This is a genomic window from Butyrivibrio sp. INlla14, assembly GCF_900102515.1.
In the GTDB taxonomy this organism is placed as follows: domain Bacteria; phylum Bacillota; class Clostridia; order Lachnospirales; family Lachnospiraceae; genus Butyrivibrio.
Window position 1 is genome coordinate 41,783 of record NZ_FMVS01000013.1, and the last position, 23,172, is coordinate 64,954.

At 39.8% G+C, this 23,172-nt stretch carries 17 protein-coding genes; 15 read left to right on the forward strand and 2 right to left on the reverse strand.

What is annotated here, in order from left to right; genetic code table 11:
* Positions 1-57: 57 nt before the first annotated feature.
* Complete coding sequence (locus BLO53_RS09945) at positions 58-1,272, forward strand: zinc ribbon domain-containing protein (RefSeq protein WP_092061055.1); 1,215 nt, start codon at positions 58-60, stop codon at positions 1,270-1,272.
* A gap of 76 nt (positions 1,273-1,348) precedes the next feature.
* Here BLO53_RS09945 and BLO53_RS09950 read toward each other — a convergent pair whose 3' ends face one another.
* Entirely contained in the window at positions 1,349-2,431 is a 1,083-nt protein-coding gene (locus tag BLO53_RS09950; RefSeq protein ID WP_092061056.1) for a GGDEF domain-containing protein, read from the reverse strand.
* A 150-nt stretch (positions 2,432-2,581) separates the two neighbouring features.
* Here BLO53_RS09950 and BLO53_RS09955 point away from each other — a divergent pair, with 150 nt between their 5' ends.
* The 14 genes from BLO53_RS09955 (at position 2,582) to glf (ending at position 21,455) form a co-directional block, all read left to right on the forward strand.
* Positions 2,582-5,062, forward strand: a complete 2,481-nt coding sequence (locus tag BLO53_RS09955; protein ID WP_092061058.1) for a hypothetical protein — start codon at positions 2,582-2,584, stop codon at positions 5,060-5,062.
* Positions 5,063-5,068: 6 nt separating this feature from the next.
* The gene (locus BLO53_RS09960) at positions 5,069-6,172 is read left to right on the forward strand and encodes a hypothetical protein (protein WP_092061060.1); all 1,104 of its coding nucleotides are present in this window, start codon (positions 5,069-5,071) and stop codon (positions 6,170-6,172) included.
* Positions 6,165-7,112 carry an AAA family ATPase gene (locus BLO53_RS09965; RefSeq protein ID WP_092061062.1) on the forward strand — a complete coding sequence of 316 codons (948 nt, stop codon included), beginning with the start codon at positions 6,165-6,167 and terminating at the stop codon, positions 7,110-7,112. Before BLO53_RS09960 ends, BLO53_RS09965 begins: the two co-directional genes overlap by 8 nt.
* Positions 7,113-7,141: 29 nt before the next feature.
* Entirely contained in the window at positions 7,142-8,263 is a 1,122-nt protein-coding gene (locus BLO53_RS09970; RefSeq protein ID WP_092061064.1) for a DUF58 domain-containing protein, read from the forward strand.
* Positions 8,260-9,540, forward strand: coding sequence for a hypothetical protein (locus BLO53_RS09975; RefSeq protein WP_092061066.1), 1,281 nt, complete (start codon positions 8,260-8,262; stop codon positions 9,538-9,540). Before BLO53_RS09970 ends, BLO53_RS09975 begins: the two co-directional genes overlap by 4 nt.
* Before the next feature lie 842 nt (positions 9,541-10,382).
* Complete coding sequence (locus tag BLO53_RS09980; RefSeq protein ID WP_242875356.1) at positions 10,383-11,405, forward strand: glycosyltransferase family 2 protein; 1,023 nt, start codon at positions 10,383-10,385, stop codon at positions 11,403-11,405.
* A gap of 11 nt (positions 11,406-11,416) precedes the next feature.
* Positions 11,417-12,544 carry a CDP-glucose 4,6-dehydratase gene (gene rfbG / locus BLO53_RS09985; protein WP_207648472.1) on the forward strand — a complete coding sequence of 376 codons (1,128 nt, stop codon included), beginning with the start codon at positions 11,417-11,419 and terminating at the stop codon, positions 12,542-12,544.
* A 106-nt stretch (positions 12,545-12,650) separates the two neighbouring features.
* Positions 12,651-14,018 carry a lipopolysaccharide biosynthesis protein RfbH gene (gene rfbH, locus BLO53_RS09990; protein WP_092061072.1) on the forward strand — a complete coding sequence of 456 codons (1,368 nt, stop codon included), beginning with the start codon at positions 12,651-12,653 and terminating at the stop codon, positions 14,016-14,018.
* Positions 14,019-14,029: 11 nt separating this feature from the next.
* Positions 14,030-14,968, forward strand: coding sequence for an NAD-dependent epimerase/dehydratase family protein (locus BLO53_RS09995; RefSeq protein ID WP_092061074.1), 939 nt, complete (start codon positions 14,030-14,032; stop codon positions 14,966-14,968).
* Between the two features lie 147 nt (positions 14,969-15,115).
* Positions 15,116-16,864, forward strand: coding sequence for a hypothetical protein (locus BLO53_RS10000; protein WP_092061077.1), 1,749 nt, complete (start codon positions 15,116-15,118; stop codon positions 16,862-16,864).
* A 201-nt stretch (positions 16,865-17,065) separates the two neighbouring features.
* Positions 17,066-18,661, forward strand: a complete 1,596-nt coding sequence (locus BLO53_RS10005) for a glycosyltransferase (RefSeq protein WP_092061079.1) — start codon at positions 17,066-17,068, stop codon at positions 18,659-18,661.
* A gap of 69 nt (positions 18,662-18,730) precedes the next feature.
* Positions 18,731-19,459 carry a hypothetical protein gene (locus BLO53_RS10010; protein ID WP_092061081.1) on the forward strand — a complete coding sequence of 243 codons (729 nt, stop codon included), beginning with the start codon at positions 18,731-18,733 and terminating at the stop codon, positions 19,457-19,459.
* 328 nt (positions 19,460-19,787) lie between these two features.
* Positions 19,788-20,132, forward strand: coding sequence for a hypothetical protein (locus tag BLO53_RS10015; RefSeq protein WP_026490486.1), 345 nt, complete (start codon positions 19,788-19,790; stop codon positions 20,130-20,132).
* A 117-nt stretch (positions 20,133-20,249) separates the two neighbouring features.
* A complete protein-coding gene (gene glf / locus BLO53_RS10020) occupies positions 20,250-21,455 on the forward strand; it encodes a UDP-galactopyranose mutase (protein ID WP_092061083.1) in 1,206 nt (401 codons plus the stop codon).
* Positions 21,456-21,623: 168 nt separating this feature from the next.
* On the opposite strand, the gene fliD is transcribed toward glf, so the two are convergent.
* Positions 21,624-22,928, reverse strand: a complete 1,305-nt coding sequence (fliD, locus tag BLO53_RS10025; protein ID WP_176757240.1) for a flagellar filament capping protein FliD — start codon at positions 22,926-22,928, stop codon at positions 21,624-21,626.
* Positions 22,929-23,172: the final 244 nt, after the last annotated feature.

Consider the following 23,172-nt stretch of genomic DNA (forward strand, 5'->3'; position numbering starts at 1 on the left):
GAAACATTGTTGGGATTTTAAGTGTATAAAAGGTAAGAACACAGGGAGGTATGAAAAATGTTTTGTACAAATTGCGGGGCTGAAATATTACCGGGACAGACCTTCTGCACAAATTGCGGAGAGGCAGTTACTGGTGGAAATGATGTAAATACAGGGTATGGAAATAGCTATGGCGGATCTGTTTATGATAATTCGCAGGCAGGTGCATATTATAACAATGCGCAGCAGGCTTCTCCTGTAACACCATCTTACCAGTATACGGATTCAAACGCTTATAATACAGGAACATATGGAACGCAGGCTTATGGAGCGCAGGCTTATAGCACGCCGGTTTATAATGCACCTGTATACAACAACCCAGTAGTAAAACCCAAGAAAATGGGAACCGGGATTCTTGCAATTGCAATTTGCGTAGCAATTCTGGGTGGTATTACCTATGGATATACACATTTGCCATCCCTCCTTGGAGGCAATAAGAGTTCAGGAGCAGAACCAGATCCAGCACCAGTGAGCGTAGCGACTGCTTCTACTGAGGAACCAGATGAAATAAACGAGATTGATAATAACAATGGTGACCAGGACAAGGTAGAAGTTGCATCTGGTACAGACGCTACTACTGATGATCAGAATACTGTTCCTGCTTCTTCTGGCGGATATTCCACAATGAAGAAAACAGATGGCACATCCACTGAATTTGCTGAGGTTGATGCTAAGGGCTATGCAGAGACAGATTTTTCTGGCTATGGCAAAATGGAATATGAATTTGCTACAGCTTATATGGGCACTGATGAATATATCTTTGTTCCTAATGGTAAGCTCAATGGAGATACACTTATTCGTGACAAAAAGTTAAGCGAGTTCTGTGATTATGTAGATACAAAGCTTCCAAGTTCAGTAGGGAAACTTGATAGAGAACTTTTTTATAAAGTCCTGGCAGCTGATATAGTAGACAGCAGTCTTGGGGCAGCCGATGATGTATATCTGGCACAGTCACTTATGTATGCATTGACATTTGCAGTTAACTTTTCTGATATGCAGGTTGATCTTAACTACGTAAGAATACTAAATGGAGCTACTACCAGATACTACTATAATGTCAGCGTATTTGATAATGATGATATTTGGATGATCGATTATAAAAATAAATTGTGTTATATGAACAAGGGCACCACAGAATATAATGATCATGGCGATTTCGCTCTGTTTAGTGATGAATCCTATGGACTGTACATTTTATTAGGAATGTCTTACTTTGGACTTGAAATCAAATAATCAAATAAGCATATAAATAAAAAGAATCACTTCCTTTGGGGTAAAGGTAAGTGATTCTTTTTTCTTAATATTATTATCAAACGACAACAACCTTATTTCGCCCTGTATTCTTGGCTTTGTATAGGGCGTTATCCACATTTTGGATTGACTTGGAGAAATCACCGGTATACCTTGAAACACCAACAGAAATGGTAAATGGAACAGGCGTATCAGTTGCAGCTTCAATATCTCGCCTGAACTGCTCCATTCGGGCACAGGCGTTATTCACATCGCAGTTCTTTAGAATGATAACAAATTCTTCGCCACCATAGCGAATAACATAATCATCTTCGTGAGTTCCTCTTGCCAGCTTCTGTCCTATGTACAAGAGGGTAAGATCGCCAGTGTAGTGGCCATGCTCATCATTTACCTGTTTAAAGTGATCTATATCAAGCATAGCAATTGCCACAGGCCCCGATATATCTTTTAACGCGTTTTTAGTTATGATCTTTTCCAAAAGATGCCTGTTGTACACCTGAGTAAGAGGATCTGTGACCATGGCAAGCTCAAGCTTTTGCTGAACACGGTAATGATCAAGGTAAATAAGCATCAAGAGAAAGTGTGATACAAATACGGCTAGAGCTAGTGGAATCTGATTAGCAATTATTATTTCAAGGCTTGGATAGTGGTTGAAATTATTAGTAACAAGGATTTCAACAAGGAATACCACTGAAGAAATGAAGGTTTCACTTGGCTTTGCAACAAAGCCTACCGTCAAAAATACTATGTTCATAATGATAAAGCCTTCACTTGCATGTATCCTGTCATCTAAGTGATAAATAGACCAGATAAGAGATATGACGATAAAGTGTGCCAAAAAGAAGTCCATAAAGACTACGACACTTCGGCTTTTTAAAAAGTGGGTCACAATAAAAAAGATAATTACCCCTATCAGAACTGATAGCCTGGGAATCAACGTAGGCATCACGGTTCCGTTTATTATGTAATCTGCACCAATAAAGCCTATAGAGGCAAGGACCCCAGCCATAAGGCTGATGCCTACATAATTTTGATAATAATCGCACTTGGACTGATAGAAATCTGTAAGATCATCATCGTTCATAGTGCGATAATCCTTGTACAAGGTCATTAAAGTTTTGGCATTACTAAATACTCTCATTGTTCCACCCCTCACTATCTATTGTATACATGTTAACGAAATAAAGAAAGCATTAAATTTTAATAAAGTAAAGTTGCGCAGATATATTCTTTTTTATGTAGGGAGTAGTTATAATAATTCTTAAAACACAGTATTCATGGGGGTTGGGATATGATAATCAGATATATAGGGCTGCTAGGCTACAACGATATAAGTCTTCCAATAAATATTAATCTTGGAGGGCCATACTCGTATGAGCTGGTATTAGGAAAAGGAAATACAAAACCTTACGTAACAGTAAGTGAGTGCAACTTAGATTATGTCTATGGTTTATATGAAAATGTAAGTGATATTTCTGCCATAGTAGGGAGAAATAGCAATGGCAAGACAACTACTTTGCGTATGATCAGCAGTGTGATAGGGGTAGATAAGAAAAATTCAAAAAAAGAGGGAACTCCTCAATTTGTGATCATAAAAGAAGATGAAGAAAGAAGACTTCATATCACTACAAATATAGAAAAACTTTCTGTCGCAACTCTTGCGAAGAAACTTCGCGAAAAGATAAATGAAAATATAAAAGAAGGTGGCAAAAAAGTTGTTGTTGTACCTGAAAAAGACTATGGAAGGATGATAGAAAATATATCACAGATTTATTTTTCTGGTGTCTATGACAAGGCAACGCCTCTTTTAGATGCGGATAATTTAAAGGACATTTCAACAAATAATGAGCTTTCAAAATTTGTTGATAATATAAATGAGGAAGACTGGAAAGCTGGAGATATATCCCTGTCTGGATTTAAATACGAAGAGACTCGCAAGAGGCTGCAACTTATCAGGGACTATAAAAAACTCGAAGATGATTTTTTGTTTAAATTCCCAGAAAATGTGGATGTGTTCTTTGCTGACAATTCAAAGTCAAAAGCAGATTTTGAAAGAATTATAGAAGAAAACTACGATGCTTTGAAGGATGAATATAAGGATAGAGTAAAAAATCTTGGAGAAATAATGGATATCTGGATATCTGGTAATGAGGATGACACAAGTGACTTGGAAACAACCTTTGTGGCATACCTTATCAGGAACTATATCTTGAGGAGTTATAAGGATATTTCTGCTGGATTACCACAAGTAGTGGATAAACTCAAGCAAGAGGTGTCCAAATATATAGAAAAACATCAGGAAACAAATCTTTCTAAACTTGAGGAAATGATAGATGAAATAGCCATATACAAAAACGAAGAAGAAAAGAGAGGTAAAGGCTGGGAGAGTAAAGGGGAATCCGATAAAGAAGAAAATGAAGAGAGTTTTGGAGATAGCGGTGAGAATGCAAGTGCATTGGGGAAAATAAGGGAACTGATTAGCGAAGTTACTAATGCTTCTTTTGAGGATTATGAAGACAATTACAATGATGAAGATGGATTAAGAAACCGAATTATAGGTATAGTAACTGCATATGGAACAGAAGAAATGGTTGATGAAATAATAGCTGCCCTTAGTTTTTGTGATCCATATAATGACGATGGCTTTAGCTATGGCGCATATGGAGAAGAAGAAGCAGAATACATTATTGACATCCTAGATAAGATAACTATCTTACTTGAAAGAGAAGTAATAGAAAAATATAAAACAGGACATGATGATGGAACAGAGCAGCAGATATTTGATAAAGTCAATAACAGCAATCAGAAGCTGACGGAGTTGGCGTTATCTTATTTAGGGGAAAAAATAGACAATGTCCGTCAAAAGAAATACTGCTATCAAGTCATAGAATTGTTTGAACAATTTTGTACTCTTATGAATTTGGGTACAATTATCAAAGATGATAAAAATGGTGAAAGCCTTAGAATCAGGATGAGTGGAGAATCCGAGCAGGAACTTCTTGTTTTTTATGATTTATTCTATAACAGAGATTTGCATTCTGACAAAAGTGAAAAGGAAATAAGTACTACCTTTGATTTGATCGTGGATCATATGGATATGAGTTCAGGTTTCAATGGGTATTTTGACATGATGGCGAGAATGGCCTTTGTGTCAAAAGATATCAATAGGGCACGATTCGGAGAAAAACGGGAAAAAGCAAAAGATGAACTCATTATCATGCTGGATGAAGGAGAACTTTATCTGCATCCTGATGCGCAAAAAAGTTTTATAGAAAAATTTATAGAGGCTTCAAAAGAGTTCTTTCCCAGAAAGAAAATACAGCTCATTGTATCCACAAACTCCCCGTTTATTCTGTCAGACATTCAGAGCTCAAATCTGCTTTGCCTTGACGGATTGAATACGGAAGATGGACTCAAACTCTATAACAGAAATAATCTTGGAATGACTTTTGGCGCTAACATAACATCTCTTTTGATAAAAGAATTCTTCATGGAAACAGGAGTAGTAGGGGACTTTGCAAAGAATAAGATCAATGCGGTTATTAAGGAGCTGAATCGTGATCCCAAAAACGATAATGACGGGAATTGTGTTATGAGCAAGCAAGAGGCCTACAATATCATTCAGATTGTTGGCGATGATCTTATAAGGCAAAAACTCACTCAGATGTTTATAAATAGATATCCTTTAAATGAGACGGAAATAATAGATGCTGAAATTGAAAGACATAAAAGGATAATTAACAGGCTTGAGATGAAGAAAAGTGGCAGGTGATTAGAAATGATACATTTGGAATTATCTGAGGAAATTATAGAGAGCCATAGGATCTATCTTAGAAAAAAGCTACCAGATATGATTTCTGATTTTAAAAAAACATGGAAAAAACAAAGTTACACGACAGCTCATAAAAAGTTTTGTGATTGGCTGATGGGGCAGGTCAATCTACTAGGTGAGAGTAACTATAAGAAGTCTATTTTTCTTCAAAAACCTGAGCAATTTCAGGATACTTACAATTATATAAAGAATTACCACCCCAAAATAATTGAGCTGATTAACGCACCTACTAAAAAGAAAAAAGATGGAACTAAAGAGAAAAGCTACTCAGAATATATGCAGGATGCTCTTGGATATAAAAAGTTTTGTGATAAAACACCATCGCCAAAAGCAGGACACAGATACATGGTGGGAGAATATAAGGGTGATGCTGATGAATGGTGCGCCTATGCCTATATTATGAGCACAGGGCTTAAGGTATGCCCATATTGTAACAGGTCATATATTACATCTTATTATTCTGAAAAAAATAAGGTGAGACCGGATCTTGATCACTTTTTTCCTAAGTCCATTTATCCATTTTTTTCAATGTCGATATACAACTTGGTTCCTTCATGCAAGGTGTGCAATTCAAGTTTTAAGGGACAAAAGGATTTTTCTTTTGATAGCTATATTAATCCTTATGAAGAAGCGATGAAGGATGAACTTATGAAGTTTAATTATAATGTTTCATCTCTTACGGGAATTCTGGGACTTGAGGAAGAAAAGCTCGAATTGACTATTGATTACGACAAAGAAAATGAAGATGCCAAAAGGCTAAAAAACAATAATGAGGTCTTTAATATTGAGCTTCTTTATCAGTATCACAGGGATACAGTATGCGAACTGTTAAGAAGACAGTATATTTTTAACGAAGAATACAGAGGGACTGTTTTGAAGGAATATGAAGACCTTTTTGCAGATGAAAAAGAAATGGATGAGCTATTGTTTGGGCTTGCCAAAGATGGAGATACTAAAAACACATTGCTAGGAAAGCTTAGAAAAGACATATATGAGGAGTTCAATTCATCTGTAGGAAGAGATGTATCTGATAGGAGAAGTTATGAATAAGATTAAGGAAATAAAGGAAAATATAGCAAAAATCATAGTAGGCAAAGAAGATGTGATCCTATACACATTAGTATCCATGGTGGCAGGAGGACACGTGCTTTTAGAGGATGTTCCCGGAACAGGAAAGACTATGCTTGCTAAAGCTCTTTCTAATTCTATAGAGGGAAGCTTTAACAGGATTCAGTTTACACCAGATCTTTTGCCATCTGATATCACAGGACTTAATGTGTATCAGGCCGGGAAGGGTGAGTTTGTATTTAATGAAGGACCTGTCTTTTGCGACATCCTTCTTGCTGATGAGATAAATAGAGCAACACCCAGAACTCAGGCGGGACTCTTAGAATGCATGGAGGAGTGTCAGGTAACAATAGATGGCCAGACAAGAAAACTATCGGATGCATTTTTTGTAATAGCGACGCAGAATCCGATTGAAACAAGTGGAACATTTCCGCTTCCGGAGGCACAGCTTGACAGATTTATCATGAAATTGTCCATGGGATTTCCTGGTAAGGCCCAGGAACTTGAGATTTTAAAGAGATTCCAGGAAGGGAATAAAACAGAAAAACTATCAGAGATGGAAAGCGTAGCAAGTCTTTCAGATATCATCACAATGAGAAAAGAAGCTATGGCTGTTAGGGTGCATCAGGATCTTCTTGCCTACATAACAGAGATAATTGAGGCCACCAGAAAAAGAAATGATGTCGCATCAGGCGTAAGCCCAAGAGGAAGCCTTGCACTCCTATACTGTGCCAAGGTTTTAGCCTATGCCAATGATAGAAACTATGTGATACCAGAAGATATAAAGGCCCTTGCAGTGCCTGTTCTTGCACACCGTCTCATCATGGGTAATACCTATGGCTCTTCTAAAAATGCAGCTTCTGTTATAGAAGAAATTCTTGCAGAAGTTCCGGTGCCTACAGAGGCAAATATTTTAAACTGATCAATATTACTACATAAACAGAGGTACCCATGCCAATTATATTGATACCTCTGATATTAGTGCTTTTGTACGTTCTGGAGCGCAAGATTTTTAACAGGTACTGGCAGCGCGGATTGTCTGCAGATCTGTCTTTTGAAAAAGAAGCAGCTACAGAAGGGGAAGAAGCTCTTTTAACAGAGGTCATAACAAACAGGAATTTCATACCGCTTCATATTCTTCAGGTTAATTTCCAGACGGACGTAGGACTTGAGTTTATGGACACCACCAACGCATCAGTTACAGACAGAGTAAATGTAATTGATGTCTTTAGCCTGCGTTTTTATGAAAAGATAACAAGGTCTCTTAGGATCAAATGTAAAAAAAGGGGATTTTACAGTATCCTGCAGACTTCCCTTGTGGCATCAGATCTTTTTAGCCCGGATATACATTATGCCACAAGAGATCAGAACACTTTCTTTTATGTATATCCAAAGCTTCTTGAGCGCAGTGAAATCGATGTGGCCTTTGAGCATCTTTCAGGAGAAGCTCAAGCACAGAGGTTTTTGTATGAGGATAACTTTACTTTCAGGGGAATAAGAGACTACGCTCCAACAGATCAGATGTCCTCCATAAACTGGAAGGCCAGTGCCAGAACAGGAAGTCTTAAGGTAAACCTTCATGACTATACGGTAAGTCCTGAGGTCAGGATTGTCCTTAACGTAGAAGAGCCTGGAATCTTATTTGAGACAGAGCTTATTGAGGATTGTATCAGGCTTGCAGCTACTATGGCTATGCGCTTTGTAAACGGGAATATTCCAGTATCTCTTTTGACCAATGGAAAAGATAAAGCGACATCAGAACAGGTATCCCTGGAAGCAGGAGCATCTGCGGATCATCTGCAGAGCATTATGAGGGCGCTCTCCAGAATTGACCTGGCAAAAGGCACAGCGGATATGGATCAGCTTGTGGATAAGGAACTGGAAAGTGGTGGATTATCGCAGGTTATTTATCTTTATATTTCTACAAGCAGGAGAGAGAAAGCCATGAATGCGGCTACGGAACTGGCAGATGCCAAGGGAAAGCTTATCTGGATGTGTCCTGTTACAAAAAGCATGGATGATACTGCTCCTTCTGATAAACGAATTGAATTTGTGAGGATCCTTCATCAATGAATATAGATCGTAAACTGGAAACTATCAGAATAATAAATAATGTACTTCTTGTAAGCCTAGTGTTTTCTGTGGTTGTCATGTGTTTTCAGATAACAACATTTAATATGGCTTTTTTAGGGAGCCTTCCGGTTGTGATATTTCTTTTACTCTCTGAGGCAGTAAGGCGTCGCGTGCAGAATCTGATCGCCTTTTTGCTGATGCATCTTCTGGGGGCTGCGCTGCCAATCTATGTTGCCTATGTTATGGATCTTAGATATTATGCTGGCCGCGAATTTGGTGGTATCTACGTTTCAAACGTGATGCTCTCACTCCGCATACTTACCGCGGTAATAATAGTTCTTTTGGCCATTTATTCAAGGGTTGAGGACAAAGACAGGTTTTATCCTGAAATATCTGAAGCTTTTGTTTTCTTTGCTCTTTTTGCCCTTAGCCTTATAACTCATCAGAAGCTTGTTTTAGCACCGATACTGATAGGTGAAGTGGTATGGGCAGTTCTGTGCATGCTATTTTATAATCTCAAGCAGACCAACAACGCGCTTGTTATCTGGAAGAACAAGGATTACGTGCCCTATGACGCAATCGGTAATAACAATAGATTGATGATGGGAGCATCTATCGCCATTTCTCTTATCTGTATCGCTGTAGGAATCTTTTTTGACTATGGAAAAGAAATACTCTCTGCCATAAAAAGAGGCCTTGTAACAGCACTTAGATGGCTGTTTTCACATTTTCAGTTTGAGGAGACCATAGAGTATGAAGATCCTGTAAGTGAGCCTATGTCAGGCGGGAGACTTGGGGGACTTATTCCTCCAGCCAAGCCGGATACATCCATCTGGCATACACTCTGGAATGTCCTATTCTGGATCGTGGCAGCAGTTGTAACGGTATTTATCATCTACCTTGTTATTATCGGAATCAGAGAGTTTTACAGATTCTTTAATTCAAAAGGCATGGGTCTTAAGGACAAGCTCCATAGGGATAAAAGAGAATTCCTAAGCCCAATCCGCAAGGAAGAAAATGCCTTCGAGACTAAGCCTGGCCGTATAACCCTCCGAAAGCGCCTGACCCCTGAGGGCCGCATCAGGTATATGTTTGTAAAATACATCAAGAAGTCTACTGATGCATCTTCCATTCTAGGGTCTGATACCCCAATGCAAATGGAGTCAAAAACCCACAACACTACCGCTGCCTCTACCTTATACGAAAAGGCCAGATACAGCACCGAACCCATCACCAAACAAGACCTCGACACCATGAAAAACCTATCCCGCTCATAGCCAGGCCATTCATAGATTGTTTAATCCTCTCCCTGCCGCAGTACCGTATGTGAGCGATATTCATGAAAGTTTTTTTCGTCTGTGTAAGGAGGTGTATTTCATGAGGCTCCTGGAAGTGCATAAGAATTCTGCTTCGGTTCAACATGTCTGAGCGCCAAGGGGCAGCTTTTTACTCACGCCAGTTTCCGTAGTGCTCGTCACTGACAAATGCAGATTTTCTTAGATGTTTCCGCAGTTTTTCTTTTAATGCGCATGCTGCAGCTGAAACTTGCAGGACGGGAAGAAATACTACAATAGAAAATGCCATAGCCCGCGATGCGGGCGTTACAAGAAATGGGGAATCAATTCTCTCAAGCTAGCTTGGAGAGATTGATTCCTCATTTCTTTATGGCGCGGTGCGCCAAATGGCATTTTCTTATAAAGATAAATATCCCCGTCCTGCTTCAGACAACGCTTCGCATGCGCGGGAAAAACTGCTGTGGAAACATTAGAAAATCGCATTTGCCATCTAAGACTCGCATAGGAAACTGGACGACTCGCAAGCGCTGCCCTGGCGCGAGTTTTGAACCGTAGAATTCTTATGCATCTTCCAGGAGCCCATGAATACCCGAACTGAAGCCGACGAAAAAAACTTTCTGAATGAGCGATGCTCCGGTACTGCGGCTGGGAGAGGAGCCAACGCCAAAACTTTCTGAATGAGCGATGCACATGAGTGGGGGTGAGGGCTGGATAATAGTTTTTCTTGAAAAATTATCAGTAAAACGTTAACATTAATGTGTGACTTCCTGTGGGCAAAAGCAGAAAATACTCGCAGAAATCTGGAATGTATTGGAGGTGTGACTGTGGCTACGATCAGCTTGTGCATGATAGTTAAAAACGAAGAGAGCTGCCTTGGCAAGTGCCTTGATTCGCTAAAAGGAATCGTTGATGAGATGATTGTGGTGGACACAGGGTCCACTGACAACACTATACAGATTGCCAAGGAAAGAGGTGCCAAGGTTTACAATTTTAAGTGGACCGGCGACTTTAGTGACGCCAGAAATTACTCTTTTTCTCTTGCGAGCTGTGACTACATTTATACTGCTGATGCAGATGAGGAGCTGGATGAAGAGAACAGACAGAGGTTCCTTAAATTAAAAGAAGATATTGTTGAACTTGATGTTGACATCGTTCAGATGTATTATAGCAATCAGTTGTCTTTTCGAACTGTATATAATTTTGATAGAGAACTAAGACCTAAGCTCTATAAGAGAATCAGAAAGTTCAGGTGGGTTGATCCTATTCACGAGCAGGTGGCCTTAGAACCAGTAGTCTGCGACAGCGATATTGAGATCATTCACAAGCCAAAAGAGAACCATGCAGGCAGAGACCTTGCTGCTTTTAGAAAGGCAGTAAACGATGGCAGAAAGTTTTCCAGAAGGCTTCTTGGCATGTATGCAAGAGAACTCTTCATGGCAGGAACGGATGATGACTTTATTCAGTCCAAGGATTTCTTTGTTCAGGCCACACTTGATAATAACAGGAGCCTCGATGAGATCAAGGAAGCCAGTTGTGTTCTGGCTCATATAGCTGTCCTTGAAAAAGATGCTGAGTCAATGCTAAAATATACCCTCAAGGATGCCATAACTGAAATGTCCAGTGAGATGTGTTATGAACTTGGAGACTATTATTATGGCAAGCGTGACCTTGATGAAGCAATAGTATGGTATTTCAATGCAGCTTATGAGTGCAGCAGTATTCTTGATATCAAGAAGAGTATGGAACTTCCAAGGCTTGCTATAGCAAAATGCTACAGGGAACTAGGCAATGAAGAACAGGCGGCTGATTATGAGAGAGAGGCTGCCGATGTAGCAAATATGGAGTAGATGTGAGTTTGATGTTAGATTTTTACAAGGGCAAGAGGGTATTTGTGACAGGCCACACCGGTTTTAAAGGGAGCTGGCTGACCAAGATACTGGTCATGGCGGGAGCTGATGTTTATGGATATTCGCTCATGCCCGGAGTTAATGAAGATATTTATGCGGAGGGCTTTAAAGAGCCCTCTGATAATGAGAATCTATATGATATTTCTAAAGTGGATGGCAGTATTCATTCATGCATAGGAGACATAAGGGACTTTGAGAAACTAAGAGACTTTTTTGACAAGGCACAGCCTGAGATAGTATTTCATCTTGCGGCGCAGCCTATTGTAAGAGACAGTTATAAGAGCCCCAGATATACCTATGAGACCAATGTCATGGGAACAGTCAATATATGTGAATGTGTAAGGGCAAGTTCCACTGTCAGATCTTTTCTCAATGTGACAACTGATAAGGTTTACCAGAATAATGAGTGGGAATGGGGCTATAGAGAGGACGAGAAATTAGACGGCTATGACCCATATTCTAACAGTAAGTCCTGCTCAGAGTTGGTTACTCATTCTTATATTAATTCGTTTTTCAGAGACAGAGAAATTGCAGTCTCTACAGCAAGGGCTGGTAACGTAATTGGTGGCGGAGATTTTGCAAAGGACAGGATTGTTCCTGACTGCGTAAGGGCAGCAAGAGCCGGGGAAAAGATAATCCTCAGAAACCCTGATTCTACAAGGCCGTTCCAACACGTACTTGAGGCGCTGTCGGCATATCTTTTGATAGGCAAGGCTCAGTATGAGGATTATGGCAAGGCAGGCTATTACAATGTTGGCCCTAATGAGAGCGATGCCGTGACTGCAATGAAGATCGCAAGCCTCTTTGCCAATAACTGGAATGAGAAAATCAGAAACTGCGAGGCAGGAAGTGTTCTTTCAGGATTTAAACAGCTTGGCATTGACATCCAGTCAGACGGAGGGCCTCATGAAGCCAATTACCTTAAACTTGACTGTTCCAAGATAAAGACAAAGCTCAAGTGGGCACCTAAGTGGGATATTGACATGGCTATCAAAAAGACTGTGGAATGGACAGTTTTATACCTTGAAGGCAAGGGCTCAGAAGCCATGGAACAGCAGATTGAAGAGTATTTTGGCTGATATCGTATCCATCAGGCCAAAATATATTGGGACAAGATTTTGTATTGGGATAATGATCAGAGACATCTGATAAGTAGTTAAAGTATAGAGAAAGAAGTAATTTGAAATGAACAAAAATATGGAAGCTGAAAAAGCTGCAAGACAGGAAATATTAGAAAAGGTAACTGAGTACTACAACAACTTTTTAAAAACAGATAAAAATGATTTTAAAGAGGGTGACAGAATCTCCTATGCCGGAAGAGTATTTGATGAAAAGGAAGTAGTCAATCTTGTGGATTCTTCTCTTGATTTCTGGCTTACAGCTGGAAGATACACAGAGGAATTCGAGAAGAGATTTGCCGAGCTTTTGCATGTAAAGTTTGCAAACCTTGTAAATAGTGGCTCTTCCGCTAATCTTATTGCCTTCATGGCGCTTACTGCTCCAGAACTGGGCGACAGACAGATAAAAAGAGGGGACGAGGTGATCACAGTTGCCTGCGGCTTCCCTACAACTGTGGCTCCTATCATGCAGTACGGTGCTATTCCGGTATTTCTTGATGTGACAGTTCCAGAATATAACATAGATGTAACTGAGCTTGAGAAGGCCCTTAGTCCCAAGACAAAGGCAGTAATGATTGCTCATACTTTAGGTAATCCTTTTGATCTTAAGACTGTAAGAGAGTTCTGTAACAAGCACAACCTCTGGCTTGTTGAGGATAACTGCGACAGCCTTGGTTCTGAGTACACTATCGATGGTGAGACCAGATGCACAGGAACCTGGGGAGATATAGGTACATCCAGTTTCTACCCACCACACCATATCACTATGGGAGAGGGTGGATGCGTTTACACTAACAATGCACTTCTTAATAAGCTTATAAAGAGCTACAGAGACTGGGGAAGAGACTGCGTATGTCCTCCTGGCAAGGATAACTTCTGCGGCAGAAGATTCGATGGCCAGTTTGGCCAGCTCCCTGTGGGATATGATCACAAGTATGTTTACAGCCACCTTGGTTATAACCTTAAGGCTACAGACATGCAGGCTGCTGTAGGATGTGCACAGCTTGATAAGCTCTTTGGTTTTGCTGATGCAAGAAGACACAACTGGGAGAGACTCCATGCTGACCTTGAAGAGGTTTCAGATGTTCTTGTGCTTCCACAGGCTTCAGAAGGCAGCAGACCTTCATGGTTTGGCTTTATCATGAGTGTAAAAGAGGGCGCTGTTGACAAAAAGGGCGAACCTGTTACAAGAAATAGGATCACAAGAGCCTTAGAGGATCATAACATTCAGACAAGACTTCTTTTTAGTGGCAATATAATCAAACATCCATGCTTTGATGAGTATAGGGATACTGACGCGTACAGGGTTGCATCAGACCTTAAGACTACAGACTACATCATGAACAACAGCTTCTGGATTGGCGTATATCCAGGTCTTTCCGATGAGAAGATTGATTATATGGCAAGAGTTATCAAAGAGGCTGTAAGAGGATAATAACAGGGCATATGAAAATAGCCATAGTTACAGGTGCTTTCGGGTTTGCTGGTGCAAACCTCGTAGAGCACCTTTTACAAAATGAATATAAAGTATATGCAGTTGGCAGGAAAAAACCTACAGCTGCCCATAATGACAGATTTGCCGGAAACAACCCAGACAGGCTTGTCAGAGTGTTTCTTGAAATGGAAGAGTATGACAGGCTCCCAGACTATATTCCTGAGAAGGCAGATGTCTTTTTCCACCTTGCCTGGGGCGGAGGAAGAGATGATTTCGATGCTCAATTTAAAAATGTGGATGGAGCACTTAAGGCGATAGATTCTGCAGCAAGGATTAATCCAGATATTCGCTTTGTGGGCATTGGTTCTCAGGCTGAGTATGGCATTAAGTCGGATGCAGAGCTGATAACAGAGGATGTGTCTCTTGAGCCATTTACTGCGTATGGATCCTGTAAGGCGGCGGCTTTTTACCTTTTAAAGTCAAGGGCCATGGCTCTTAACATAGATTTTATCTGGGGCAGGATATTTAGCCTTATAGGGAGATATGAGCCAGAGGGCCGCATGTTCCCTGACCTTGTCCGCAGATTACATAATGGGGAAAAGATAAGTCTTTCATCCTGTGAACAGTACTGGGATTATCTGGATGCCGGAGACTGCGCAGATGCTATTATTGCGCTGGGTGAAAGGGGAAGAGCTGGAGAAGCTTATAACCTTGCAAATGGAGATTTTAGGCCTCTTAAGGACTACGTATTGGAGGCTGCCAGAATTGTTGAGACCTCAGAAAATGCAGGCGATGAGCATCCTTATGAGTCTCTGGAGAATCTTATCGGTTTTGGAAAAAAGGCGGAGCCCTTTGTATCTCTTAGACCATCTGTGGATAAGATATGCAGGGATACCGGTTGGAGAGCCTGCAGAACTCTTCAGGATAGTATAAGAGAATACGGTCTGTAAACCATGGAAAATAAGTAATTCAGATTAATAACAAAAATTGGGCAATATAATATAGGATTAAGTTGGATTGTGATCCTTCTAGAAGTTATCATTATATTAGATGTTATTCTTTCTAATATTTCGAAATGCTACTAGGAGGATTTTTTTATGGGCCATTTTAATAACTTCAAAGTAACAGTTTACTGCGTCGCACAGATTTTGGAGCGTATGGACCTTGATACGCTTGGAAAACAGTACGATTTCATCGAAAAGTATGTGGGACTTGATAAGGTTTACCTTGAGCCCTACAGAGATGGACACTGGGTTGATGAAGAAAAGATGAAGAGCTTTATTGATTTCTTCAAAAAGAAAAATGTGGAGGTAGCAGGAGGCTTTACTACTGTTGTACCAGATATTGATAAAGAGGATGAAAAGAGACAGCGCATATTTGGAACCTTTTGTTATACCAACCCTAAGATGAGGGAGTACGTTCAGAAAGTATCTGAATACTGCGCAAGGCAATTTGATGAAGTAATCCTGGATGACTTTTACTTCACTAATTGTACCTGCGAGGACTGCATAAAGGCAAAGGGTAATAGGACCTGGGTGGAATATAGAAAAGAGCTGATGAAGGACGTTTCTGAGAACCTTATAGTAGGTCCAGCCAGGAAAGTTAATCCTAATGTGAAGATGATAATAAAATTTCCTAACTGGCGTGAATCCTACCATGCTACAGGTTACAGACCTGATGTGGAAAAAGATATTTTTGACATGGTATATACTGGTACAGAAACAAGAGCCAGTGCCTATCAGGATCAGCATCTTCCAACATATCTAAGCTACAGCCTGGTAAGGTGGATGGATGCGGCATCAGGTGGAAGAAACCATGGAACCTGGTTTGATACCTATCAGTGCTGGCCAGTGGATGATTATCTGGAGCAGGGATATCTTTCAGCCTTTGCAAGACCTGAAGAGATAACTCTTTTCCAGTGGACGGATCTTTATGAAAATAAGCTTGTGACACCACTTGGGCTTCAGTTTTCCAGAATTGACAGAATGCTTGATAAATGCGGTGATCCTGTAGGAATTCCGGCTTATATACCATATGCGTCTCAAGGCGAGAATCATGTTGAAGACTTTCTTGGAATGCAGGGATTTGCTCTTAACCCAACTACAGTCTTTCCAAAAAGCGGTAAAGTTCTTTTGACCCAGAGCTCACTTTGCGATACAGAAATCTTTGCTAAGTTAAAAGAATTTCTTTTGGCTGGTGGACAGGCCTTTGTAACAACAGGATTTCTGGCAGATGCAGATAAGGATCAGTGGAAGGATCTAAGTAGTGTATACCTTACTGGACGTAAGCTTGCAGTCACAAGATATTATAAGACAGATGACCCTGCAGGATATCTTGAAAATGTGGAGCCGGTTTCTTTTGCGGACATCCAGCATTCCAACAATAGTTCCTGGTCTCTTTTAAATGGAGGAAGCGGAGAATATCATTCTACTCTTTTCCTCAAGGAAACTTATGGCAAGGGACAGATGTATATCATAAACATTCCAGAAAATCCATCAGATCTTGCAAAAGTGCCCCAGTGGGCTATGGATGCAATAAAACCAGTATTTAACTATGATGGGGTATATGTTTCTGCTCCTAATGTATCTCTTTTCCATTACGATAACGATACATTTATTGCCTATGCGCATGTGACAGGACAGGCCCATCCTATCCACGCTACAATCCATGTACAGAGCTCTGATGCCGGGCTGACACAACTCTTCCCTAAGAGACCACCATTTCTTAAAGATCAGATTAACGCTCAACAAAATAAATTTACCTATGACTTCAAGCCTATTGAAGAAAAGACCTTTGACCTCATCCTAAACCCTGGAGAATTCTATGAATTCAAGGTGGAGAGATGATTGATGAGACTGCCAAGACAGAAAACTAATGGTTAAAGCGAAAATATTATTAGGTATGGAATACAGAAAAATAGGATTCATGACGATATTACGTATAGTTAAATATTCTATATTGAATTATAATTATATCTATAATATCATTGTAAATTAGGCTATCGTGACCACAAATCTGGACTTTTGTACTTAATACGAGGTGAGAAGGTGTTTGAGAAGCTTGCAGAGCTTATAACAGAAGGAGAAATGCAAAAAGCCCTCTATGAATTTCAGGATGAGTACTTGCACATCCAGGAAATGCTTCCTTCTGATGCTTCAAAACTCTGCGTATTAGAAGCTTCTATCTGGGAAGCCTTAAACGATGGCACAGCAGAGCTTAAAGCCCTCTACAAGGGTCTTAACTACGACCACTCTAATTATGAGATTTATTATATGCTGGGTCTATATTACACAAATATAAACGTGAATTGGGCCTATTTATGCATGGAAATGGCTCTTGATCACTGCACAAATGAGGAAGATGCAAATGTGATCAGGAGCTCTTTTGATGGCATGAAAAACTCACCTGGCCTTAGAGTCAGGGGGACGACAGTCATGGTACTAAGTTACAATGATAAAGAGCTTATAAAAAAATGCCTTGAGTCAGTGGAAAACTATTCACCATCTGCGACTACCGAAGTGGTAGTTGTGGATAACTCATCCACTGAGAAGGAAGTTATTGACTATCTTAATGAAATAGAAGCAGGCACTATTAGTTACAAGCTGCCTATCAAGATCATATTCAGCCTGGAAAATCTGGGCTTTCCAAAGGGCTGCAATATTGGCGCAGACAAAGCTGATAAGGACAACGACATTTTCTTTTTAAATAATGATGCAATCCTTACGCCCCTTGCGCTTTTCTGGCTCAGAATGGGCTTATATGGCAACAGAAATGTGGGAGCTGTCAGTTCTTTTTCCAACAGCGCTTCATTACAGGAAATCGATCAGAAAGATCTGGAGAGATTTGTGACTGATAGCGTGGAACTTCAAAATGAAAAAGAAATTATTCTGAAAGCCCTTCAAAACGACGACGGTAAGCCATGGCACAAGGCTGTTGGCCCTGATATTGCCTATGAAGCTTTTAGTAAGTATTCACTTTCAAAAGAAATAGAGTATAAAAATCCCTATATCAAGACCTTCAGACTTACTGGCTTTGCTCTTCTTGTGGGGAGGAATGCTCTCGATGCGGTATCTATAGAGGGAAAAGTTTTTGATGAAGTTTTTTCTCCGGGATATTTTGAGGATGATGACCTTGGAATAAGGCTTGCATGCTCTGGATATGAGCAATATATTTGCAAGAACAGTTTTATCTATCACAACGGTGGCGGAGGATTTGAAGGCCATGCAGATGCTATGGAATGCGGAAGAGAGAAGTTTGAAGACAAGTGGGGCTTTGATATCTGGGGCTTTTCACTTCCATGGCAAAGCGCCTGCGATGAAGTAATAAGACTTAGCAGGCTCAATAAAGGAATATTAAAGGTACTTGATTTTAGCTGCGGGCTGGGAGCAAATGCTTCTTACATAAAGAGCATTGAACCAGATGTATATATCGCCGGGGTGTGCCCTAATTCTTTTGCTGCAGCTGTTGCTGGCAGAATTGCTGACGCCACAGCCTTTGGTGAAGCTAATACCACAAGACTTCCCTGGGCTGATCATTCCTTTGATGTAGTAATTGCTGAAAAGACTTTTGTCAGTAAAGGTCAGATAGGAAGATTTTTAAGGCCTTCCGGAGTTTCTATAAATGAGGATGTCTTTCCTTTATAGTTTCTTAATAATAGCATTATCGAAATTGTGTTATTATTGTATTAGATGTAAGTTTTAGGGAGAATGAGCATGAATTGTCCAAAATGTAATCATATACTTCCAGATAATATCAGCAATAAGATTAATTTCTGCCCCTTTTGTGGAGGGAAACTTTTTGAGGATGATAAGGATTTTATGATAGAAATAACCTGTACTGGTCAGAGAAATCTTGCCGGCGGTGTTATTATGCTCTTTTTGGATGATACTACTCTTTACGAGATACAGCCTGGTGAAAATAAATATATTACTGTGAGGGCTGGTTTCCACACAATGAAGTTCAGGCATAAGATCAGAAATAAGACCATTCATATACTGGTAACAAATAACTATTCTATAAGAGCGTACTACAACTCGCTTAGCGGACTTATAGAAACCGTGGTTTCTGAAGTGGATGATAAGCAATATGCCATGACCTTTGCAAATGCTATTATAGCCAAACCTACTATGGTGACTAATCAGGGAGAAAAAGGGCTGGATATTCTTCTTGGAGAGGATGAACCTGAGTATGAGATAAATGCGACATCGGGCTTTAAGGAGGGAATACTTCGCATCTATGCTGAGAGATGTGAGTTTAGCTGTGAAAAGGATTTTAATAAAGAAGTTGTTAAATATTCAGATGTTGTTGCAATAAAAAAGAAAATGGGCTCATTAGATATCCAATGTGTAGGAAATGTCCATAAAGTGTATAGTATTCCGAAAGATATCTACAACGAGGTTTTGTCATTTTTGACTAATAGAGTGGGTGCTCATAACATGTGATTATTTGGGTTTTTGCAAACAGTACTAAGGTACTGTTTGTTTTTTCGTACATGATTTTATAAATTGTAGCGAAAATTAATGTTCGTTAAAGCGTCATTTACGGTATAAAGTCTTTTATTTTAACAATGAATTGTGAAAAAAGTGTGAACACTTTCGTAAATTCTTGTGCTCTCTTACATTTTCGTTAAAATGCCAAAAATGAGTAGGCAATCTTGATAAATTTTTATTGGAAAATTCCCCTAAAAAGTGAATGACGAAAAATCGTCTATGTGGTAGACTAATGTGTGCAAAAGGAAAGAAATTCCATAAAGATTTAGGAGGTAGCGCCATGACAAAGGCAGAGATTTTAAAGAAGGAAATCTTACAGCAGTATAAGAGTGTCAGACAGTTCGCAATAGATATGTCTATACCATACAGCACACTTGTAACAGCACTTGATAGAGGAATCGAGGGAATGGCTTACGGCACAGTAATCAAGATGTGCGATCGTCTTAACCTTAACCCAGTTGATTTCTCAACACTTGAGCAGGGCTCAGAACTTGGCAAGAAGATTGTAGAGAACAGAGTAATGTCTCAGTATGTTAAGCTTAACAAGGCTGGACGCAAGAAGATCCTTGATATGATGGGAGACTTCTCACAGCTTGATAAGTACCAGGCAGAAGAGAACAACTAATTAGTTTTCAAATTGTAATGATTAGAAAGAGATGTGGTTTTTCCACATCTCTTTTTTCTATGCTATAATAGCAATTGTGCTATGCGCATAAAGATAATGGTTACAAGGAGAACAAATATGAAATACGATTACCTGGTTGTTGGAGCGGGACTTTTTGGAGCAGTATTTGCCCATGAAATGGCAGTTTTAGGCAAGAATGTTCTGGTAATTGATAAAAGGGAAAATGTAGCAGGTAATATTTATACTGAGAATAAGATGGGCATCAATGTTCACAAGTATGGTGCACATATCTTCCATACATCTGACAAGGAGGTTTGGGAGTACGCATGCAGATTTGCAGAGTTTAACAATTACATAAACTCTCCTGTTGCTGTATACAAGGATGAGCTATATAACCTTCCTTTCAATATGAACACCTTCAGTAAGATGTGGGGGATCAGAACTCCCCAGGAAGCTAAAGAAATAATAAAAGAGCAGGCCGACAAGGAAATTCAGCGCATTAACAGCGAGAAGGGGACTACAGAGTTTTCTGCAGATAACCTTGAGGAACAGGCTCTTTCACTGGCTGGACGTGATATCTACGAGAAGCTTATAAAGGGATACACTGAGAAGCAGTGGGGAAGAGATTGCAGTGAACTTCCTGCCTTTATCATTAAGCGTCTTCCTATGAGATTTATCTATGATAACAACTATTTTAATGATAGATATCAGGGTATACCAATGGGCGGCTACACCAAGATGATAGAGAAACTTCTTCTGATTGAAAAAGATGAAGAGCTTCCTTTCGTTTCAGGCAGCATCAAGGTTGAAACCGGCGTTGACTATTATGACTTTGTAAAGATGAGCGGTAATGTTCCAACCCAGCCTTTTGAATCAGTAAATGGAGATACCTTTGATAAGATTCTCTTTACTGGAATGATAGATGAGTTCTTTGGATATAAGCTTGGAACTTTGGAGTACAGATCGCTGAAGTTCGAAGTCGAGGAACTTCCGGATGTGGATAACTATCAGGGTAATGCAGTAGTTAATTACACAGAAAGAGAAGTACCTTATACAAGAATTATCGAGCACAAGCATTTTGAATATGGCCAGGGCAAGGGAACAATCATCACAAGAGAATACCCTGCTAACTGGAAACATGGCGATGAGCCGTATTATCCTATGAACGATGACAAGAACAATAAGCTTTACCAGGAATACAAGGACCTGGCAAAAGAGTTCCCGAATATTCTCTTTGGTGGAAGACTTGGCCAGTACAAGTATTACAATATGGATCAGGTTATAAGAGCAGCTCTTGATATGGTAAAAGAGTGTAATGCCTGATAGAACATAAAATAAAAAAATGGAAATGAAAAGAGCGGCGAGCCTTCTTGGCCTGCCGCTCTTTTGCCACTAACTTTCAGTGGCTTTTATAATATCAAACCATAGCCCTGCAGTGCTACGGCCCTTTCCCTGAGGCGCACTATTCGTTAATAATGTGGGTCAGGGTTTTTAGCAGTAGTTATTGAACATCATTCCTGAATATTCACTAGTTATATAAGGAGAGTTGAAGTCCTTATTATCAGGATTCTTGTAATTAACAACTGGTCTGTCTACATATTTCATAGGATCTACAGATATATCTTTTGCCTTATCAAGAAGTGCACCGGCAAATTTCTTGACAGGGGCAAGTGACTCATTGCTCTCTGCTCCTGATATTGCCTGGGTCAGAAGCTCGTCGTCAATAGAAAGAGTACCGTTTCCTTCTAATCTGATACCTGTATCCTCCATGTTGGCCATATGCTGCTTGGCAATGCCAACTATTTCAGATTTTAATTTGTCGCTCTTAAACTTAGGATTCTTTTCTCCGGAAGCATCAGTTACAAAGTCGTTATAGTTCTTTATAAGAGAAGCAATATGTTCTTTAAGAGCTTCATTATCTTTTTTGACACCGACAGAGATAGTTTCGCCTTCAGCTGTTGTGGACTTTAGCTGCAATTCAAACTTGCCACCTACAGTAAATCTGTTAGATACGGAAGCTTTTTCTTCGCCATTTAATGCAAAGTGTGCATTTGATGCAGGAGCAGAAATCTGGTCAAGTCCAAGATAAGAAACAGATCCGGTCTGAAGTCCGCTTGAGGATTCAAATACTTCAAACTGACTTGCCTCTCCAGCCTTGAGGCCTGTTCTTGTTGAAGATATTGTAAGAGCACTTCTTCCCTGGTTATCTTCCACAATTTCAGCCGATAGTCCGATACTTGCTTTGTTGACTAGCTTGGCAATTTTATCCTGAATGTCTATATTTCGATCATTTTGATATATACTAAACTGGAATTCAAATTCCTGTTTGTTGATACGTACATCAAAAGCGTAATTATCAGCTGCAAGTCCGGTGCCGTCCTTTGGAAGGAAACGTCCTGTGTTTACCTGGGCTGAAGCAAGAGATGAAACACTGATATCAAAACCAATATTGCCAACATCTTCTTCGGGGTTCTTTCCTATATAAGAAGCAGTTACTTTTTCCTCATCAGTAGTATAACCAGAAGAGTGATCTAACGAAGATTTATCCTCCTGATTGTTCAGTCCTATGATATTTCCCTGTAACTGTCTGGCCCTTTCCTTGATATCTATAGCGTCATTGCGCGATTTATCGTCATCAGTCAAAAGATATAGAGGGGAATTTTTATTGAGTTTTGCAATTGATTTATACACATCCCGAAGCTCTTCTTTACGATGAGTATCAGCATGTGTAACATCTTTGGATACATAATCCTGTATGAAATGGTTATAAGCACCATTTAAAGAGATGCCTGCCATAATGCCCCTCCTTTCTTCCATGATACGTACGAGTTGAATCTTCTGCCATTCCATTGACATCTGTCGCACGAGGGCACATTTAGCCACGTTTAGTTACCTTTATTCTACATAATACAATCGAAATGTCAATGAAATAATCATTAAAAATGCACGATTTAATAAAAATATTATAATTATGATTGAAAAAACGTTGACGAGACAAAGAGACTATGTTATAGTAGACAAGCGACATAAGATTTACGTC

What these genes read in the sequence shown, in the direction of transcription:
- BLO53_RS09995 (WP_092061074.1), top strand. Translation starts at nt 14,030, where the DNA reads ATGAAAATAGCCATAGTTACAGGTGCTTTCGGGTTTGCTGGTGCAAAC.
- BLO53_RS09960 (WP_092061060.1), top strand. Translation starts at nt 5,069, where the DNA reads ATGATACATTTGGAATTATCTGAGGAAATTATAGAGAGCCATAGGATC.
- rfbH (WP_092061072.1), top strand. Translation starts at nt 12,651, where the DNA reads ATGAACAAAAATATGGAAGCTGAAAAAGCTGCAAGACAGGAAATATTA.
- BLO53_RS09950 (WP_092061056.1), bottom strand. Translation starts at nt 2,431, where the DNA reads ATGAGAGTATTTAGTAATGCCAAAACTTTAATGACCTTGTACAAGGAT.
- BLO53_RS09945 (WP_092061055.1), top strand. Translation starts at nt 58, where the DNA reads ATGTTTTGTACAAATTGCGGGGCTGAAATATTACCGGGACAGACCTTC.
- BLO53_RS09965 (WP_092061062.1), top strand. Translation starts at nt 6,165, where the DNA reads ATGAATAAGATTAAGGAAATAAAGGAAAATATAGCAAAAATCATAGTA.
- BLO53_RS09975 (WP_092061066.1), top strand. Translation starts at nt 8,260, where the DNA reads ATGAATATAGATCGTAAACTGGAAACTATCAGAATAATAAATAATGTA.
- glf (WP_092061083.1), top strand. Translation starts at nt 20,250, where the DNA reads ATGAAATACGATTACCTGGTTGTTGGAGCGGGACTTTTTGGAGCAGTA.
- BLO53_RS10015 (WP_026490486.1), top strand. Translation starts at nt 19,788, where the DNA reads ATGACAAAGGCAGAGATTTTAAAGAAGGAAATCTTACAGCAGTATAAG.
- BLO53_RS10010 (WP_092061081.1), top strand. Translation starts at nt 18,731, where the DNA reads ATGAATTGTCCAAAATGTAATCATATACTTCCAGATAATATCAGCAAT.
- BLO53_RS09955 (WP_092061058.1), top strand. Translation starts at nt 2,582, where the DNA reads ATGATAATCAGATATATAGGGCTGCTAGGCTACAACGATATAAGTCTT.
- fliD (WP_176757240.1), bottom strand. Translation starts at nt 22,928, where the DNA reads ATGGCAGGCATCTCTTTAAATGGTGCTTATAACCATTTCATACAGGAT.
- rfbG (WP_207648472.1), top strand. Translation starts at nt 11,417, where the DNA reads ATGTTAGATTTTTACAAGGGCAAGAGGGTATTTGTGACAGGCCACACC.
- BLO53_RS10000 (WP_092061077.1), top strand. Translation starts at nt 15,116, where the DNA reads ATGGGCCATTTTAATAACTTCAAAGTAACAGTTTACTGCGTCGCACAG.
- BLO53_RS09970 (WP_092061064.1), top strand. Translation starts at nt 7,142, where the DNA reads ATGCCAATTATATTGATACCTCTGATATTAGTGCTTTTGTACGTTCTG.